15 protein-coding genes are annotated in these 14,168 nt (G+C 43.5%); 12 read left to right on the forward strand and 3 right to left on the reverse strand.

Features of this window, described 5'->3' with window-relative positions; genetic code table 11:
- Positions 1–152: 152 nt before the first annotated feature.
- From rodA to HWQ41_RS30125, 6 genes are all read left to right on the forward strand, one after another.
- On the forward strand, positions 153–1,481 hold the full coding sequence (gene rodA / locus HWQ41_RS30100) for a rod shape-determining protein RodA (protein ID WP_292771173.1): 1,329 nt from the start codon (positions 153–155) through the stop codon (positions 1,479–1,481).
- Positions 1,482–1,562: 81 nt separating this feature from the next.
- Positions 1,563–1,760, forward strand: a complete 198-nt coding sequence (locus tag HWQ41_RS30105) for an NAD(P)H dehydrogenase subunit NdhS (protein WP_292771175.1) — start codon at positions 1,563–1,565, stop codon at positions 1,758–1,760.
- A 112-nt stretch (positions 1,761–1,872) separates the two neighbouring features.
- Positions 1,873–2,529 carry a hypothetical protein gene (locus HWQ41_RS30110; RefSeq protein ID WP_292771177.1) on the forward strand — a complete coding sequence of 219 codons (657 nt, stop codon included), beginning with the start codon at positions 1,873–1,875 and terminating at the stop codon, positions 2,527–2,529.
- A 145-nt stretch (positions 2,530–2,674) separates the two neighbouring features.
- Complete coding sequence (locus HWQ41_RS30115; protein WP_292771180.1) at positions 2,675–4,813, forward strand: cation:proton antiporter; 2,139 nt, start codon at positions 2,675–2,677, stop codon at positions 4,811–4,813.
- A gap of 620 nt (positions 4,814–5,433) precedes the next feature.
- Positions 5,434–6,384 (forward strand): UDP-glucuronic acid decarboxylase family protein, encoded by a 951-nt coding sequence (locus HWQ41_RS30120; protein WP_292771183.1) that lies wholly within the window; start codon positions 5,434–5,436, stop codon positions 6,382–6,384.
- A gap of 148 nt (positions 6,385–6,532) precedes the next feature.
- Entirely contained in the window at positions 6,533–7,924 is a 1,392-nt protein-coding gene (locus HWQ41_RS30125; protein WP_292771185.1) for a UDP-glucose/GDP-mannose dehydrogenase family protein, read from the forward strand.
- Between the two features lie 290 nt (positions 7,925–8,214).
- Here HWQ41_RS30125 and HWQ41_RS30130 read toward each other — a convergent pair whose 3' ends face one another.
- Positions 8,215–9,009, reverse strand: a complete 795-nt coding sequence (locus HWQ41_RS30130) for a DUF2993 domain-containing protein (protein ID WP_292771187.1) — start codon at positions 9,007–9,009, stop codon at positions 8,215–8,217.
- Between the two features lie 399 nt (positions 9,010–9,408).
- On the opposite strand from HWQ41_RS30130, the gene HWQ41_RS30135 reads away from it, so the two are divergent.
- The 3 genes from HWQ41_RS30135 to HWQ41_RS30145 all read left to right on the forward strand — a co-directional run bounded on the left by HWQ41_RS30135 (position 9,409) and on the right by HWQ41_RS30145 (position 12,111).
- Positions 9,409–11,091: a DUF262 domain-containing protein gene (locus HWQ41_RS30135; RefSeq protein ID WP_292771190.1), complete on the forward strand. Its 1,683-nt coding sequence runs from the start codon at positions 9,409–9,411 to the stop codon at positions 11,089–11,091.
- A gap of 259 nt (positions 11,092–11,350) precedes the next feature.
- Positions 11,351–11,743: a hypothetical protein gene (locus HWQ41_RS30140; protein WP_292771193.1), complete on the forward strand. Its 393-nt coding sequence runs from the start codon at positions 11,351–11,353 to the stop codon at positions 11,741–11,743.
- Positions 11,725–12,111 carry a hypothetical protein gene (locus HWQ41_RS30145; protein ID WP_292771196.1) on the forward strand — a complete coding sequence of 129 codons (387 nt, stop codon included), beginning with the start codon at positions 11,725–11,727 and terminating at the stop codon, positions 12,109–12,111. Before HWQ41_RS30140 ends, HWQ41_RS30145 begins: the two co-directional genes overlap by 19 nt.
- Before the next feature lie 345 nt (positions 12,112–12,456).
- Here the strand turns inward: HWQ41_RS30145 and HWQ41_RS30150 are convergent, their stop codons facing one another.
- Positions 12,457–12,687 (reverse strand): helix-turn-helix transcriptional regulator, encoded by a 231-nt coding sequence (locus HWQ41_RS30150; protein WP_292771198.1) that lies wholly within the window; start codon positions 12,685–12,687, stop codon positions 12,457–12,459.
- Positions 12,688–12,706: 19 nt separating this feature from the next.
- Positions 12,707–12,970, reverse strand: a complete 264-nt coding sequence (locus HWQ41_RS30155; protein ID WP_292771201.1) for a helix-turn-helix transcriptional regulator — start codon at positions 12,968–12,970, stop codon at positions 12,707–12,709.
- Positions 12,971–13,097: 127 nt separating this feature from the next.
- Between HWQ41_RS30155 and HWQ41_RS30160 the strand changes: the two genes are divergently transcribed.
- From HWQ41_RS30160 to HWQ41_RS30170, 3 genes are all read left to right on the forward strand, one after another.
- Positions 13,098–13,358, forward strand: coding sequence for a hypothetical protein (locus HWQ41_RS30160; protein WP_292771204.1), 261 nt, complete (start codon positions 13,098–13,100; stop codon positions 13,356–13,358).
- A gap of 106 nt (positions 13,359–13,464) precedes the next feature.
- Positions 13,465–13,671 carry a hypothetical protein gene (locus HWQ41_RS30165; protein WP_292771206.1) on the forward strand — a complete coding sequence of 69 codons (207 nt, stop codon included), beginning with the start codon at positions 13,465–13,467 and terminating at the stop codon, positions 13,669–13,671.
- A gap of 194 nt (positions 13,672–13,865) precedes the next feature.
- Complete coding sequence (locus tag HWQ41_RS30170) at positions 13,866–14,081, forward strand: hypothetical protein (RefSeq protein WP_292771208.1); 216 nt, start codon at positions 13,866–13,868, stop codon at positions 14,079–14,081.
- The last annotated feature ends 87 nt before the right edge of the window (positions 14,082–14,168 follow it).

Consider the following 14,168-nt stretch of genomic DNA (forward strand, 5'->3'; position numbering starts at 1 on the left):
GAGTAGGGAGTAGGGAGTGGGGGAGATGAGGGAGATGAGGGAGATGAGGGAGAATTATTGAACAAGTTTTTTCCTTGTCTCTTCCCAATGCCCCATGCCCCATGCCCAATGCCCTTTTATTAAATCTAAAAGCTAAAGTCTAAACTGGCACAATGTTGTTAAAACGCTCGCTCCCCAAAATTCGCTGGAAGTCTTGGGTTAAACCCTGGCAGGATGTAGATTGGCTACTTTTTTGTTTGCCGATTGCTATCAGCATCTTTGGCGGCATCATGATCCTCAGTACGGAACTGAAGCAGCCAGTAACTGACTGGTGGTGGCACTGGTTGGTAGCGGGTATCGGCGTGCTTATAGCCCTGTTTTTATCTCGTATCCGTTATGAACTCTTGATGCAGTGGCACTGGGTAACATACGCACTAACAAACTTCAGTTTAATCGCTGTGATGATTGCTGGTACTAGCGCCAAAGGGGCACAGAGGTGGATTAGTATCGCTAGCTTTAACGTGCAACCCTCAGAATTTGCCAAAGTCGGCATGATCATCACCTTAGCAGCTTTGCTACACAGGCGCACTGCTTCTAGCATTGAAGGTGTTTTCCGTATTCTGGCAATCACCGCTATACCTTGGGGATTAGTATTTTTGCAGCCAGATTTAGCAACATCACTGGTATTTGGTGCGATCGTCTTAGGAATGCTTTACTGGGCAAATGCTAACCCAGGCTGGTTAATTCTGATGATTTCTCCGGTGGTTGCCGCCATTTTGTTTAGTATATCTTGGCCATTAGCAGAGCCGATAGTTTTATTTAAAGGATTATCTTTTGGCCCATTCGCTTTTGGTCTATTAGGGCTAATTTGGTCAGTTGCTATGGCTATTGTGGGCTGGCGAACTCTCCCCTGGCATCGATTTGGTTTCGGCGCTATTAGTGCGTGGAGTCTCAATATCTTGGGTGGCGAATTAGGAGTCTTCGCCTGGAACCATATTTTGAAAGACTATCAAAAAAATCGGCTAACTGTATTTATGGACCCCGATCACGATCCACTCGGTGCTGGGTATCACTTAATCCAATCTCGCATTGCTATTGGTGCTGGTGAAATTTGGGGATGGGGTCTGTTCAAGGGGCCAATGACGCAACTGAATTTCGTACCTGAACAGCATACAGACTTTATTTTCTCCGCAGTGGGGGAAGAATTCGGTTTTGTTGGTTGTTTGCTAGTGCTGTTTGTCTTCTGCTTAATTTGCTTGCGACTACTGCATGTTGCCCAAACTGCCAAAGATAACTTTGGTTCCTTGTTGGCTATTGGCGTTTTGTCTATGATCATGTTTCAGGTGATTGTCAACGTTGGCATGACTGTAGGTTTAGCGCCTGTGGCAGGAATTCCTTTACCTTGGATGAGTTATGGGCGTTCTGCGATGCTGACTAACTTCATTTCCTTGGGAATAGTCGAATCGGTAGCAAATTTTCGACAAAGACAGAAGTATTATTGATTCGTCATTTGTCATTTGTAAGAACATAAGGACTAATGACAAGTATTAAGCTATTAGAAGGAAACAAGCGAGGCTAAAAACATGATTCTGCCTGGAGCAACTGTTCGCGTCAACAATACCGCAGATACCTATTATCGCTATGAAGGACTCGTGCAACGGGTGAGTGATGGCAAAGTAGCCGTATTATTTGAAGGTGGTAACTGGGATAAATTAGTTACCTTCCGCCTGAGCGAATTGTCACTAGTAGAGACCACAGCCGGACGTAAAAAAGCCAAATAAGATTAGTTAGAAGTGAGAAGTTAGGAGTTAGGAGTTATGATTCCTCAACTCATAACTCCTAACTCAGCACTCAGCACGGGCTAAACCATAGCTATCCGCTAATAGCACTGCCATGCGCCTCCCTTTACCACAGTTTGCCACTGGCGATCGCCATCCCAACCACATTGCGGAGGTGATTGAGACTACTAGTACTGAAATTTTGGCTCAGTGTTTGGAACCAGAAGATTTGAGCTTTCCCTCCATGCCACCCTTTGGTAGTTGGGTTTGTTCTGTAGATGAAGAATCTGGCAATCAAATTTATGCTGTAGTGTATTATGCCACAACCATGCCCATAGATTCCGTACACCGGGCGAGAGCCTTGGGGTTGTCCTTGCAAGATTTACGCGAGGAACAACCCCAGATATTTGCCATGCTCAGAACTGAATTTCGGGCTGCGATCGTGGGATTTGAGCAGTCTTCCCTGAATCGAGGTTATAACCAAAGAATATATCAGTATCTACCACCCCGTCCCCCGCAAATTCATCAAGCTGTTTATCGGTGTGAACCAGAAGCGATCATTAAATTTACTGAAGAACTAGATTTTTTGCGGACACTGCTTTGTATTAATGGTGCGCCAATAGAGTCTTTGACCGCAGCTGCCATTCGAGATGTATACCAGTTACGCAAAGCTGACCGAGAATGGCTAATTAAAGCTGGACGTAACTTGAGTGTGCTACTTAAAGACGACTACGATCGCTTGCGGTTCATTTTGAGTCAAATCCACCCGTAGATAGTTAGTTCTCAGACAATTGCCTAGTTAGTGTAAATTAAGATTTCTGATTTTTCGTCAGGTGGCTTCTCCATTTATTTATATCGATTAAGCGATCGCCCCCAAGCTAATCGCAGTTTTACCATAGCCCCTTCAATTCCTACCTATGGAACTCATATCACAAGTTCTTGTTCTGGAACCAACTTCCCAACTTCTTGGCAAGGAACCAATTGTTCCCTTTGCTATTTTGCTGGTGGTCATCTTAGTTATACCCATCATGTTTGAGCGGCTAAGATTACCAGGATTAGTGGGTTTGGTTTTCTCAGGGCTAGTACTTGGGCCATCGGGCTGGAATCTATTTCAGTCTGACTCGCCGATGATTAACCTGCTATCAGAAATTGGGTTAATTTACTTGCTGTTTGTCGCCGGGCTAGAAGTTGATCTAGAACAGTTCCGCCGCCAGAAAAGTCGCGCCTTTGGGTTTGCTAGCTTGACTTTCAGTGTTCCCCTGGTGATCGGAACCTTAGTAGGGCTGATTTTAGGCTATGGCTGGGATACATCAATATTAATTGGCTCTTTATTCGCTTCCTATACCCTTTTGGCATATCCCATAATCAGCCGTTTGGGAGTGGTAAACAACGAAGCTGTTAGCGTCACCATTGGAGCGACGATTTTTACAGATATTGGCGCAGTGCTGATATTAGCCGTTTGTGTAGCCGTCGCTGATGCTGGAGCATTCAGCTTTGCAAAACTACTCACCTTGTCGGGTTGGTTAATTATTTACTCTGTTGCCGTTGTGACAGGCTTTGATTGGGCAGGCAAAGAATTTTTCAAGCGGTCTGGAGACGACGAAGGAAACAAGTTTTTGTTTGTGTTGCTTTCGGTGTTTCTGGCGGCTGTGGGCGCTCAATTGATGGGGATAGAAAAAATTGTTGGTGCTTTTTTAGCGGGTTTGGCGGTGAATGAAGCTGTGGGTGAAGGCCCAGTCAAAGAAAAGGTGGTATTTATTGGCAGTGTGCTATTCATTCCCATTTTCTTTGTTGACGTTGGCTTACTGATCAATCTACCCGCCTTTGTGAACAACCTGGACACGCTCAAGTTAACGCTGTTGATGATAGTCGGTTTGATTGTCAGCAAATTGATTGCAGCTTTGTTGACAAAACTGGTTTACCGCTATAACTGGCAAGAAATGCTCACGATGTGGTCGCTGTCACTTCCCCAGGTTGCGACAACGTTAGCAGCAACGTTAGTGGGATATCGGGCTGGGTTGCTGCCACTAGAAGTATTACACAGCGTGATTATCTTAATGCTTGTTACATCAACCTTGGGGCCGTTGATGACCAGTCGAATAGCTGTTGGTTTGAATTCCTCACCCGCCGAAGATCCAGTACCACCCCTACCTGACCAAAGCTCACTAAAAACAGACAGTGCTTTTACTATAGTCGTACCTGTGTATAATCCTCAGACAGAGCAGTATTTGATTGAAATGGCGGCGTTATTAGCGCGTCAGTCTCATGGCAAAATTATACCCCTGGCGATCGCTACTGCTGCTGCTCACATGGATGCACCCCAGTTAGAAGCGTCTCTACAACGGAGTGAGTGGTTATTGACCAAAGCCACAGCACAAAGTCGAGCGTTAGGCGTGGCCGCAGAACCAATGCTGCGAATTGATGATGCCTTTGCTCAAGGAATTAGCAGAGCTGCTCGCGAACAAAAGGCTAATTTAATTGTTATGGGTTGGGGTAAACGGACTGGGTTAAGAGCGCGTTTATTTGGGAATGTGATTGATGGTGTGCTTTGGGCATCCCATTGTCCAGTAGCGGTGACACGTTTAGTAGAATCACCGAAAAAAATTCAGCGCATCTTAGTACCAGTAGAAAATTTAACAGCACCGACATTACAGCCTGTACAATTTGCCCAGATGCTGGCAGAGGCAAATCAGAGCCACATTACTGTGCTGAATGTGTGCGATCGCCGCACTAGTTCCAGTAAAATTGCTTCCAGGCGATCGCATCTCTCCCTAATGGTATCTAAATTAGCTTTGGCCAATGCCCCAGAAATTCAAATTATCGCTCATGAAAATGTTGCCCAAGCAATTTTGCAGGCAGCACGATTATATGATTTAGTAGTTTTACCTTTTATACGTAATCGTACCAGTCCTGGAGGGTTAGCCATTAGCGATGTCACAACCCAGTTAGCCAGACAACTAACTTGCTCCATTGTCATGCTTGGAGAACCGCAACGCACTCAAACTACAAATCTAGTTATGTCTAAGACGATTACCAGCATTACATCTGCTGTATGATATGAGGCAGAGTTCAGTCCACGCGAGTGGAATTGGGCTGTGTTGGCGTAGCCCGCCGGAGGCATCGCATTCACAAAAATTTTTTGATGAAAAAGAGGGAGAAAAGGGAAAGGCAAAAGGGAACCCCATATTTAAAAATAGGGGTTTCAAGTATGTTGCTTGATTTTTCTCTCTACGAGAGGTTTTTGCCCCCTTTTTTAAGGAGGGTTGGGGGGATCAAAAGCCTGTGGGGCAACTCTCAAAGACTTGTGTGTACACCGTAGCCCCCCTCTGGAGGTAAGACCTTGAAATTTGCCAAGTTTCAACCTAGTCCCTGCTACTTTGCATCAAACTGAGAACAGTACTAATCATAAAAACACTCTATTTTATTGAAGATTTGATGAATTTTAGGTGGAAGAGTGACAATTTTGAGACTAAATTTGTTATTTTGCTAATTAAATTCTTAAGCAAAAAGGTAAAAATATCACAAGACTACATCCGTACAAAAATAAGTAAGTTCAACAACACTTTTTGATTGAGCCTTGTTCTTTTTTTTTCGTTTTGTATTTTTGTCTCCAAGCTGGGTAATCTAAAAGTAAGTGCAATAGCTACTGAAAATATTTGTAAGTAACTGGGAAACTATGAGAATTTTGGTGACGGGCGGTGCTGGGTTTATTGGTTCCCATCTCATCGACCGACTAATGACCGATGGGCATGAATTAATATGCTTGGATAATTTTTACACTGGGCACAAGCGCAACATCCTGAAATGGTTAGGTCATCCGTACTTTGAACTGATCCGCCACGATATTACCGAACCAATTCGGTTAGAAGTGGATCAAATTTATCATTTAGCTTGTCCTGCTTCTCCGGTACATTACCAGTACAACCCAGTTAAAACCGTTAAAACTAACGTCATGGGAACGCTGAATATGTTGGGGCTGGCTAAACGTGTGAAAGCGAGGTTCTTCTTGGCTTCAACTAGTGAAGTATACGGAGATCCAGAAGTTCATCCCCAACCCGAAGAGTATAGGGGTAGCGTCAATCCCATTGGGATACGTTCATGCTACGACGAAGGTAAAAGAATTGCTGAGACTCTATCATTTGATTACTACAGGCAAAATAAAGTTGATATTCGAGTTGCTCGGATCTTCAACACCTACGGGCCGAGAATGTTAGAAAACGATGGTCGGGTGGTGAGCAACTTTATAGTTCAAGCCTTGCGGGGTAATCCTTTAACCGTGTACGGTGATGGTTCGCAAACTCGTAGTTTCTGCTACGTTTCCGATTTGGTGGAAGGATTCATCCGCCTAATGAATGGCGAGTACATTGGCCCAGTCAACCTGGGTAATCCTGGTGAATACACGATTTTACAATTGGCACAAGCTGTGCAAAACATGATCAACCCGGACGCGCAGATTAAGTTCGAGCCACTACCTTCGGACGATCCCCGACGTCGCCAGCCTGATATTACCAAGGCAAAAACTTGGTTAAATTGGGAACCTACCATTCCTCTGCAAGAGGGGTTAAAACTAACAATAGAAGATTTTAGCGATCGCATTCAAAGCGATGTCAATAATTCAACCACCTGAGTGGCGCCTAGCGTCGCTCTGAATTTTCATGCAGGCTCACCCTATGGGTAGCTAGTATGCTTAGTGGTTGAGTTGACTGCCAGTGTGTAAGTGTTAAATTGAGAACTTCTTTTTGAAGACTAAGCCCAAAAAAGTGAGGAGTTAAAAAATGCGTGTTTGCGTGATTGGTACTGGTTACGTTGGTTTAGTTACAGGTGCTTGCTTGGCTCATATTGGGCATGATGTAATTTGCGTAGACAACAACGAAGAAAAAGTTAAGTTAATGAAGTCTGGGCAGTCGCCAATTTTTGAGCCGGGACTCTCAGAAATTATGCACTCTGCCATTCAAACAGAGAAAATTCATTTTACTACTGATATCGCTGCCGGAGTTACCCACGGGGAAATTCTGTTTATTGCAGTAGGAACACCACCTTTACCCACTGGTGAAAGTGATACTCGTTACGTCGAAGCTGTAGCCCGTGGGATTGGGGAAAATCTCAACGGTGGTTATAAGGTGATCGTGAATAAATCTACAGTGCCCATTGGCTCAGGTGACTGGGTGCGGATGCTTGTTCTAGATGGTATTGCTGAACGGCAGAAAACACTAGTAACCGCAGGTGGGGTATCGAGTGATGAGAAATTACCTCAGGTTGCAGCCGAGTTTGATGTAGTGAGCAATCCAGAGTTTTTGCGCGAAGGTTCGGCAGTTCACGACACCTTCAACCCCGATCGCATTGTACTAGGAGGCAATAGTCAAAGGGCAGTAGCTTTAATGCAACAACTGTATGCCCCAATTGTGGAACGCAAGTACGCTGAGGATCAATCTTTACCCCCTGTGCCAATTCTGGCAACAGACCTGAGTTCGGCGGAGATGATCAAATACGCCGCTAATGCCTTTTTAGCCACTAAGATTAGTTTTATTAACGAAGTTGCTAATATTTGCGATCGCGTCGGTGCTGATGTCACCCAAGTAGCCAAAGGTATTGGTCTAGATTCCCGCATTGGTAACAAGTTTTTACAAGCTGGTATTGGTTGGGGTGGTTCTTGCTTCCCCAAAGATGTCTCCGCTCTGATTCACACTGCTGATGACTATGGTTATGAAGCTCAATTACTGAAAGCTGCTGTGACTGTCAACGAGCGCCAGAGGTTGATTGCTTTGGAGAAACTCCAAAAAGTTCTGAAAATTCTCAAAGGCAAAACAGTCGGATTACTCGGACTAACCTTCAAGCCAGATACCGACGACTTACGCGACGCCCCAGCACTCATCCTAATTGAGCAGCTAAACCGACTGGGAGCCAAGGTCAAAGCTTACGACCCGATTATTTCCCAAACAGGTATGCGTCATGGGCTTTCTGGCGTGTTGGTAGAAACCGATGCCGAAAGACTAGCTGATGGCTGCGATGCTTTGGTACTCGTCACCGAATGGCAGCAGTTCAGCACTCTTGACTATGTGAAGATGGCAAAATTAATGGCGCACCCCGTTATCATCGATGGTCGTAACTTCCTCGACCCCGAAACACTTATCCGGGCTGGATTCCAATATGTAGGGGTGGGAAGATAGAGAGTTAGGAGTTAGGAGTTAGGAGTGATAAATAAAAATTAAACCACACTATTTTGAGAACCATAGTTTTTAAAAGTAGTGGGAGCATCTTGCTCCCTGGTGGTAGTAGCGGGCAAGATGCCCGCACTACTCCAGAGTTCAAAATGGACGAGGTTTAATACAACCTATAATCAATAACTCCTAACTCTCTTCAAAACCTCAAGATTTAAATACCGCCTAGATCATTCTAGGCGGTATTTAATTTGTTTAAAGCTTTACTTTACTTGGCGTTTTTACGTGATAATTTCATGTCAAGCGCTATGTGGAATACGTTCAATTTCAGCATATCCACTGAAAATAAGTTTTTGACCTTCAGTTTCTAATCGGTTTAGCCGCATTTTCACTCCATCCAGGTCAAAGCGATCCAAATCGACCATATTATCCAAAATTTCTACCAACGCCACGCTCAAGGTTTGCGAGATTTCCCGTTGGGCTTCTGGCACTTGGTCAAGTTCAATTTTTGGATCTTTGAAAGAAACCCGCCGCCGCCTTTCAATGCCTATGCTTAAGGTCATACTCAGGGGCACGAGTTCGCCATTGTTTAAATCTGCTTTTGCTACAAGGTGCAACCGATTTTCAGGTAATAGCTGTACCTGAACTTCGGTAAAGGAGACTGGTTCACCGCCAGATAATGCTGTCAGTGATGGTACCGTGAGGTTAAGCAGGCGCTTTTTCACCAGTTCCGCATTAAAGGCTTGGTTGATGCCTGCTTCTGATAAAATTACCTGTGCGATCGCTTGAGTGGGTTGCTTAAGGCTGAGTTTGCCACTTAAAACTGAGCCGAAGTCAATAGCCACCGCATCGGTTTCAAATGACATCTCCTCTACCGCGAAATCTTTCCGAATCACCAAGCCACGACCGCTCATTTTGAAGCTATCAATGCTGCCTTGCAAGAGCTTGCTGGAGGGGTAGCAGCGCACAAAGACTTCTACTGACTCGCTTTGGGTAAACAGGTGGCGAATCGTTTGGCTGGCGACTGTGTTGAGCATTCGCTCCCCCCAATCTGTGCCTTTAGGATCTTGTAAACCAGTAAGTCCGCCGAACATGTGGTTTTGGGTCTCTAGAAGTTCTTTGTACTTTTGTAACAAATTGTCAAGAATACAGCAAGCGATCCCCAGATTAATTGTGCTGATGCGTAGGTGTAGAATGGCTGATGGTTAATGAGGCAATGTATGAAATATTACTATTGATGAAGGTACTGAAGGACGTAAACGCAGGTCAAACACGTTCTATTTAGGAATGTAAAGGGGAAATGCAGCAGAAGTCTAGTATTTCAGTGAGGAAAGTTATCAATAACTTATTAGTGGGAATACTTGAACTAGGATATCAGACAGCTTCTCACCACTGCTAACCATGAGACAGCTAAATCTAGCCTAGCTGATTACGTAAGAGCGGTTTGTGCTGAAGCTTTGATATCTATAGTTTCCCAATAACATACTAAAACCATGAAAGCTACTGAAACCAACTTTCTCAAGTTCTTAGAAGGCAACAAGCAATTAATTATACCCATCTATCAGCGTCCTTATAGTTGGAAAATTCGCCAATGCCAGCAGCTATGGAATGATATTTTGCGTGCTGCAAATGATAATACAATTTCAGGGCATTTCATTGGTTCGTTAGTTTACATGGTAGATAGTGTGTATCTGACAGCAGTAATACCTAAATTATTAGTTATTGATGGTCAGCAACGTTTAACAACACTTTCATTACTGCTTTCTGTTTTAAGTAAAGCTATTAGAGCAAGCAATGAAGAAATTGATATTAGTTCTGAAGCGCTAGAGTATTATTATCTTTTCAATCAATTTGGAAAGGGTAGTGAACGATATAAGTTACTTTTAAATCAGAAAGATAGAGAAACTTTAATTCGACTACTAGAAGATACAGAAATACCTGACGATAAATCTCAGCAGCTTGTTGATAATTACCGATATTTTGAGATTCAAATTCATAAACCAGACATTGACCTGAATGCTCTGTATCGAGGTATATACAAGTTAATGATTGTAGAAATTTCTCTAGAGCGCGATCATGATAATCCACAATTAATATTTGAAAGTCTAAATTCCACAGGACTTAAGCTTTCAGAAGCAGACAAGATTCGGAACTATGTACTGATGGGACTTCAACCGGAGAAGCAGGACGAAATTTACAATCTCTATTGGCATCCAATGGAGAAAAGCTTTGATAAAACCGGAAATTCTGAGCTATTTGACCGCTTCATTCGGGACTATCTGACCATCAAATCTAGATCAGGAACTATTCCTAATATTGGAGATGTGTATAGTAGTTTTAAAATTTATGTACAAGATAAAAAAGATACTTTGATCAAAGAGATAGTAGCAGATGTTTACCTTTACTCTAAATATTTTGTAAAGTTAGCTTTTGCTGAGGAAACTGACCAAGAAATTAAGCAGTTAATTACGGATATTAATACTCTTAGGGTAGATGTTGCCTATCCATTTTTAATAGAAGTTTATGATGATTACATTCAAAAAAAAATAGCACGGCAAGAATTTATTAGCATTCTCATGCTTGTGGAAAGCTATGTATTTCGGCGGAGTATCTGTGGCATTCCTACTAGCTCTATGAACAAGAGTTTTGCCACTTTAAGCCGAGAAATTGACCGAGAAAACTACCTAGAAAGTTTACAGACTGCTTTGGGTGGTAAAAAGAGTTACAAAAGATTTCCAGGTGATGAAGAGTTTCGTCGAGAGTTGGTAGTTAAGGATATTTACAACTTTCGCGGTTGCAACTATCTACTTCGTAAACTAGAAAATTATGAGCGTAAAGAGTTAGTCAATGTTCCAAAATATACTATTGAGCATATCATGCCACAAAATCCCAATCTTTCTTTAGAATGGCAGGCAGATTTGGGAGAACAATGGAAAGAAATTCGAGCCAAGTATTTACACACTATTGGCAATCTAACTCTAACTGGATATAACCCTGAGTTGAGCGATCGCTCGTTTATAGAGAAGCGGGATATAAATGGTGGATTCGCAGATAGTCCTCTACGTCTGAATCGGGAGTTGCAACATCTGAGCCAATGGAACGAAACAGAAATCAATAAAAGAGCAGAATTATTAGCAGATATGGCTGTTAAAGTTTGGTCTTCTCCATGTATGTGAAGTGAGGCGATCGCAACCTCTACAAAAAAGTGAATTTATCTAAATCAACGGTTACGAAGTATCCAGAATTTTATAACCTGCAACTTGGGTTATTAGGCATAATAATGGATAAATTAGCTCTTAGTGCGGCTTGAATGTCCTTGTTTGAATTCCACATTTTTTAGCATCGGAACATAGCAGCTTCCATCTCCCGCAGCCTTCTAGATCATCGCTCATGTTAGGCTAGTATTCATATCCCGAATGAATGTACTTGAGTTCCATGACCGTTGCTCAGTCAGCGCAACCCTTCAGCAGCGATATTACGGTGACATTGAAGCGGCTCGTTGCTCTTTTAGAAGAGGATGAGACGGATGAGTATGGAATTTTACAACCGAGCCAATATGCCTTTAAGTTGGCAATGCGACTGATCGTAGATGCCTATGAAGCAATGGGCGATCGCTTTCCCTTGGCATCGACTTCCACGGATGAGCAAGGCAGCATTCGACTAACATGGAGCAAACCGTCGCCTGAACGTGAAGTCCGGTTAGTTTGCCCAGCTACAGTCGAACAACAGGCTTATCTATACCATGAGTTGGGAGACAATTACGCCATCGAACGGGATGTGACAGCATCCATCTTGGTGCAGTGGTTGCAGTGGCTAAATCAAGCATGAGTCAGTTTGAGCCATTGCCTTTTGATGCAGTTGTTTATCGAGCGCTGCTGCGTAAACAGTGGATTGATGAGGACACTAATCGTGTGAAGGCAGATGCCTATTTCCTGCGGGCTAGTGAACCTGGGCTTTCGGTTAATCTGGCAAGTGTGTGTTCTCCAGAAGAGTGTGCCGGATTGTTTCGCAAGTGTTATGGAATTGCCAGTCTTGAGGTTGGGCGGATTCGAGAAATTGGTTTGGATGTGGAGCAGGATTTGGTAAACCATGCCAATATTGTTGGTTTACCCTATCGGGAAGATAACCTAGCCCTTGCGGAACGATTGGCAGGGTTATTGGCGAAGCGATCGCACATCGTATGGCCACCAAGGTGAAAAGTCGATTCTACGGTACTACTCGCGCGCGACTACCCTCCGCTTGAGGCTTTTAAATTTCAGACAGATAAATTCGTACAGTTTTATCCCTGCCGATGCCTGCGGCGGCAAGCTACGTGATGTTGAAAACGGCTCATCAATTCCTTTGCGTAACTTTCGGAATCACTGCTCATTTCACCCCAAGAAGCTAAGGTGTTAGAAATTAGAAACCTTGATTTTTTCTTAGTCCACCGAGGTAGACTTTGCTTGTCTAGTAGCCAATTATATTCGCCCAATACTTTTAAAACATCCTCTTGGTTGCCAAAACCTGCTTGAGTGCTTCACCTGCCTTTCCCATGCCTCAGATCAGGATTCGTCTTCACTTAAGTAAAGTCTGATAAATTCCTCAGCAGCTTCTAAGTTGATTTTCTGTAGACCCCTGCGGATCTCTAATATTGCATCAGATGTTGGTGATCTAGTCTCTTTTACCCAACCGTTGATACTAGACCTTGCAAGACCCATTGCCACAGCTAGCTGATTCTGGCTGATTGCATAAGTCTCTAATACTTGCTTGAGTGCTTTACCTGCTTTCCCCATTACGCAAACAGAAGTTTGACTACTCTTCCTCCAAATGCTGTAGGTCTTCCCCACCCTGAACTATATCTCCCAGATAGAGCTTGACAAATTCAAGAGCAGCATCTGAGTTAAGTCCTTTAAGGGCTTTAGTAATCTCGACTATTGTCTCGCCTGTGGGGTCAGTTAACCCGTGTACCCAACGGCCAACATCCCACCGACGGATACCCATTGTCACCGCCAATTTGTTCTGGCTAATACCGTAGGTTGCCAAAACCTGCTTGAGTGCTTCACCTGCCTTTCCCATGCCTCAAATTTTGTCAGAGACTCATGATTCAGTAAATGTCTTCATGTAGGCAGACATGATGTATGATTTTTACGTCTTCAAACTTGAAGACGTAAGCTCAAATATTTAATGAGGTAGGTAAACCCTAATGGCTGAAGAATTTCTCTCTTGTCTGCTAGATTCTGACAACCCTCCCCCGCCTTCAAATGCTCCTTCCCCATCTCCACCCAACCGCGAATCTGTAAAAATTCTCCTAACTGGTTCCCGTCGAGGTATTAACAGCATTATTTATTGGCTGTATCGTCTAGGCTTTGCCGAAGTAACAGCTTGGAGCAAGCCGCAAGTTGCACCCAATAGTGAGGATAGAGAAATGATGAGTATCACAGTCAAACAAGTTACCCTAGACTGAACACACTGCGATCGCACTGATTTAACTTGCCTTTTAAACAAGTGCGTAGGCATAGCCCGCCGTAGGCATCGCTTTTAAAATATTTGATCCGCTTCTGGTGTAGTAAATGAGTCAGGATTGGAAACCAGGTGATCCGTTGCCAAAGGCAGAGGATGCCGAGATAGACCCTCGCAAATTTCAAGAATACTCCATGAATCCAAATAATCCTGGCAACCAAGGAAAGTGGATGGCATTCGCAGCAATTGGCTACGATATACAAAATGCCGAGGCTCGTAACGCTGCGACAGGAGATGTAAATCAGACAGCTGCGTGAAGGTCTTGCCAATGCACCAGCCGTAAAAGGTCAGACAAGTATTTATGGTTTTTGATTTCAGGTAAGAGTGAGGATTCGGGGATTAAATAAAAGAGAGGGAACTCTTGTAACTAGCTGGCAAATTGATAATGGAAAAGAGATTCCCCGATTAATCACAAACTGGCTGGAATTAAACCAACAAGAGGAAGATAACAATGAAAGCTAAAGTTTACGATCAAATAAAAACATTGGTAGAAGTACAACCAGACTTTGCCGACCAGATGATTCCTAAAAATACGCTCGGAACAATTGTAGAATGCTACGAAAATCCCGAAGGTTATGCAGTAGATATTGCCATCCCAAATCAAAAGTTAGTTGGAAGCTATGAATACGTAAATGTCATTCTTACTTCTGATATCATGTCCGGGTAATTAGTTGTGATTCCCATAGTCATTGCACCCCACCCCTTAATCCCCTCCCCGCCGGCGGGGAGGGGAGACAAAACGCAGCTTTGGCGG

It is taken from the genome of Nostoc sp. NOS(2021) (assembly GCF_017115025.1).
Classification (GTDB): Bacteria; Cyanobacteriota; Cyanobacteriia; order Cyanobacteriales; family Nostocaceae; genus Nostoc.

Coding starts and splice junctions, on each gene's coding strand:
- rodA (WP_292771173.1), top strand. CDS start 153: ATGTTGTTAAAACGCTCGCTCCCCAAAATTCGCTGGAAGTCTTGGGTT.
- HWQ41_RS30105 (WP_292771175.1), top strand. CDS start 1,563: ATGATTCTGCCTGGAGCAACTGTTCGCGTCAACAATACCGCAGATACC.
- HWQ41_RS30110 (WP_292771177.1), top strand. CDS start 1,873: ATGCGCCTCCCTTTACCACAGTTTGCCACTGGCGATCGCCATCCCAAC.
- HWQ41_RS30115 (WP_292771180.1), top strand. CDS start 2,675: ATGGAACTCATATCACAAGTTCTTGTTCTGGAACCAACTTCCCAACTT.
- HWQ41_RS30120 (WP_292771183.1), top strand. CDS start 5,434: ATGAGAATTTTGGTGACGGGCGGTGCTGGGTTTATTGGTTCCCATCTC.
- HWQ41_RS30125 (WP_292771185.1), top strand. CDS start 6,533: ATGCGTGTTTGCGTGATTGGTACTGGTTACGTTGGTTTAGTTACAGGT.
- HWQ41_RS30130 (WP_292771187.1), bottom strand. CDS start 9,009: ATGTTCGGCGGACTTACTGGTTTACAAGATCCTAAAGGCACAGATTGG.
- HWQ41_RS30135 (WP_292771190.1), top strand. CDS start 9,409: ATGAAAGCTACTGAAACCAACTTTCTCAAGTTCTTAGAAGGCAACAAG.
- HWQ41_RS30140 (WP_292771193.1), top strand. CDS start 11,351: ATGACCGTTGCTCAGTCAGCGCAACCCTTCAGCAGCGATATTACGGTG.
- HWQ41_RS30150 (WP_292771198.1), bottom strand. CDS start 12,687: ATGGGGAAAGCAGGTAAAGCACTCAAGCAAGTATTAGAGACTTATGCA.
- HWQ41_RS30155 (WP_292771201.1), bottom strand. CDS start 12,970: ATGGGAAAGGCAGGTGAAGCACTCAAGCAGGTTTTGGCAACCTACGGT.
- HWQ41_RS30160 (WP_292771204.1), top strand. CDS start 13,098: ATGGCTGAAGAATTTCTCTCTTGTCTGCTAGATTCTGACAACCCTCCC.
- HWQ41_RS30165 (WP_292771206.1), top strand. CDS start 13,465: ATGAGTCAGGATTGGAAACCAGGTGATCCGTTGCCAAAGGCAGAGGAT.
- HWQ41_RS30170 (WP_292771208.1), top strand. CDS start 13,866: ATGAAAGCTAAAGTTTACGATCAAATAAAAACATTGGTAGAAGTACAA.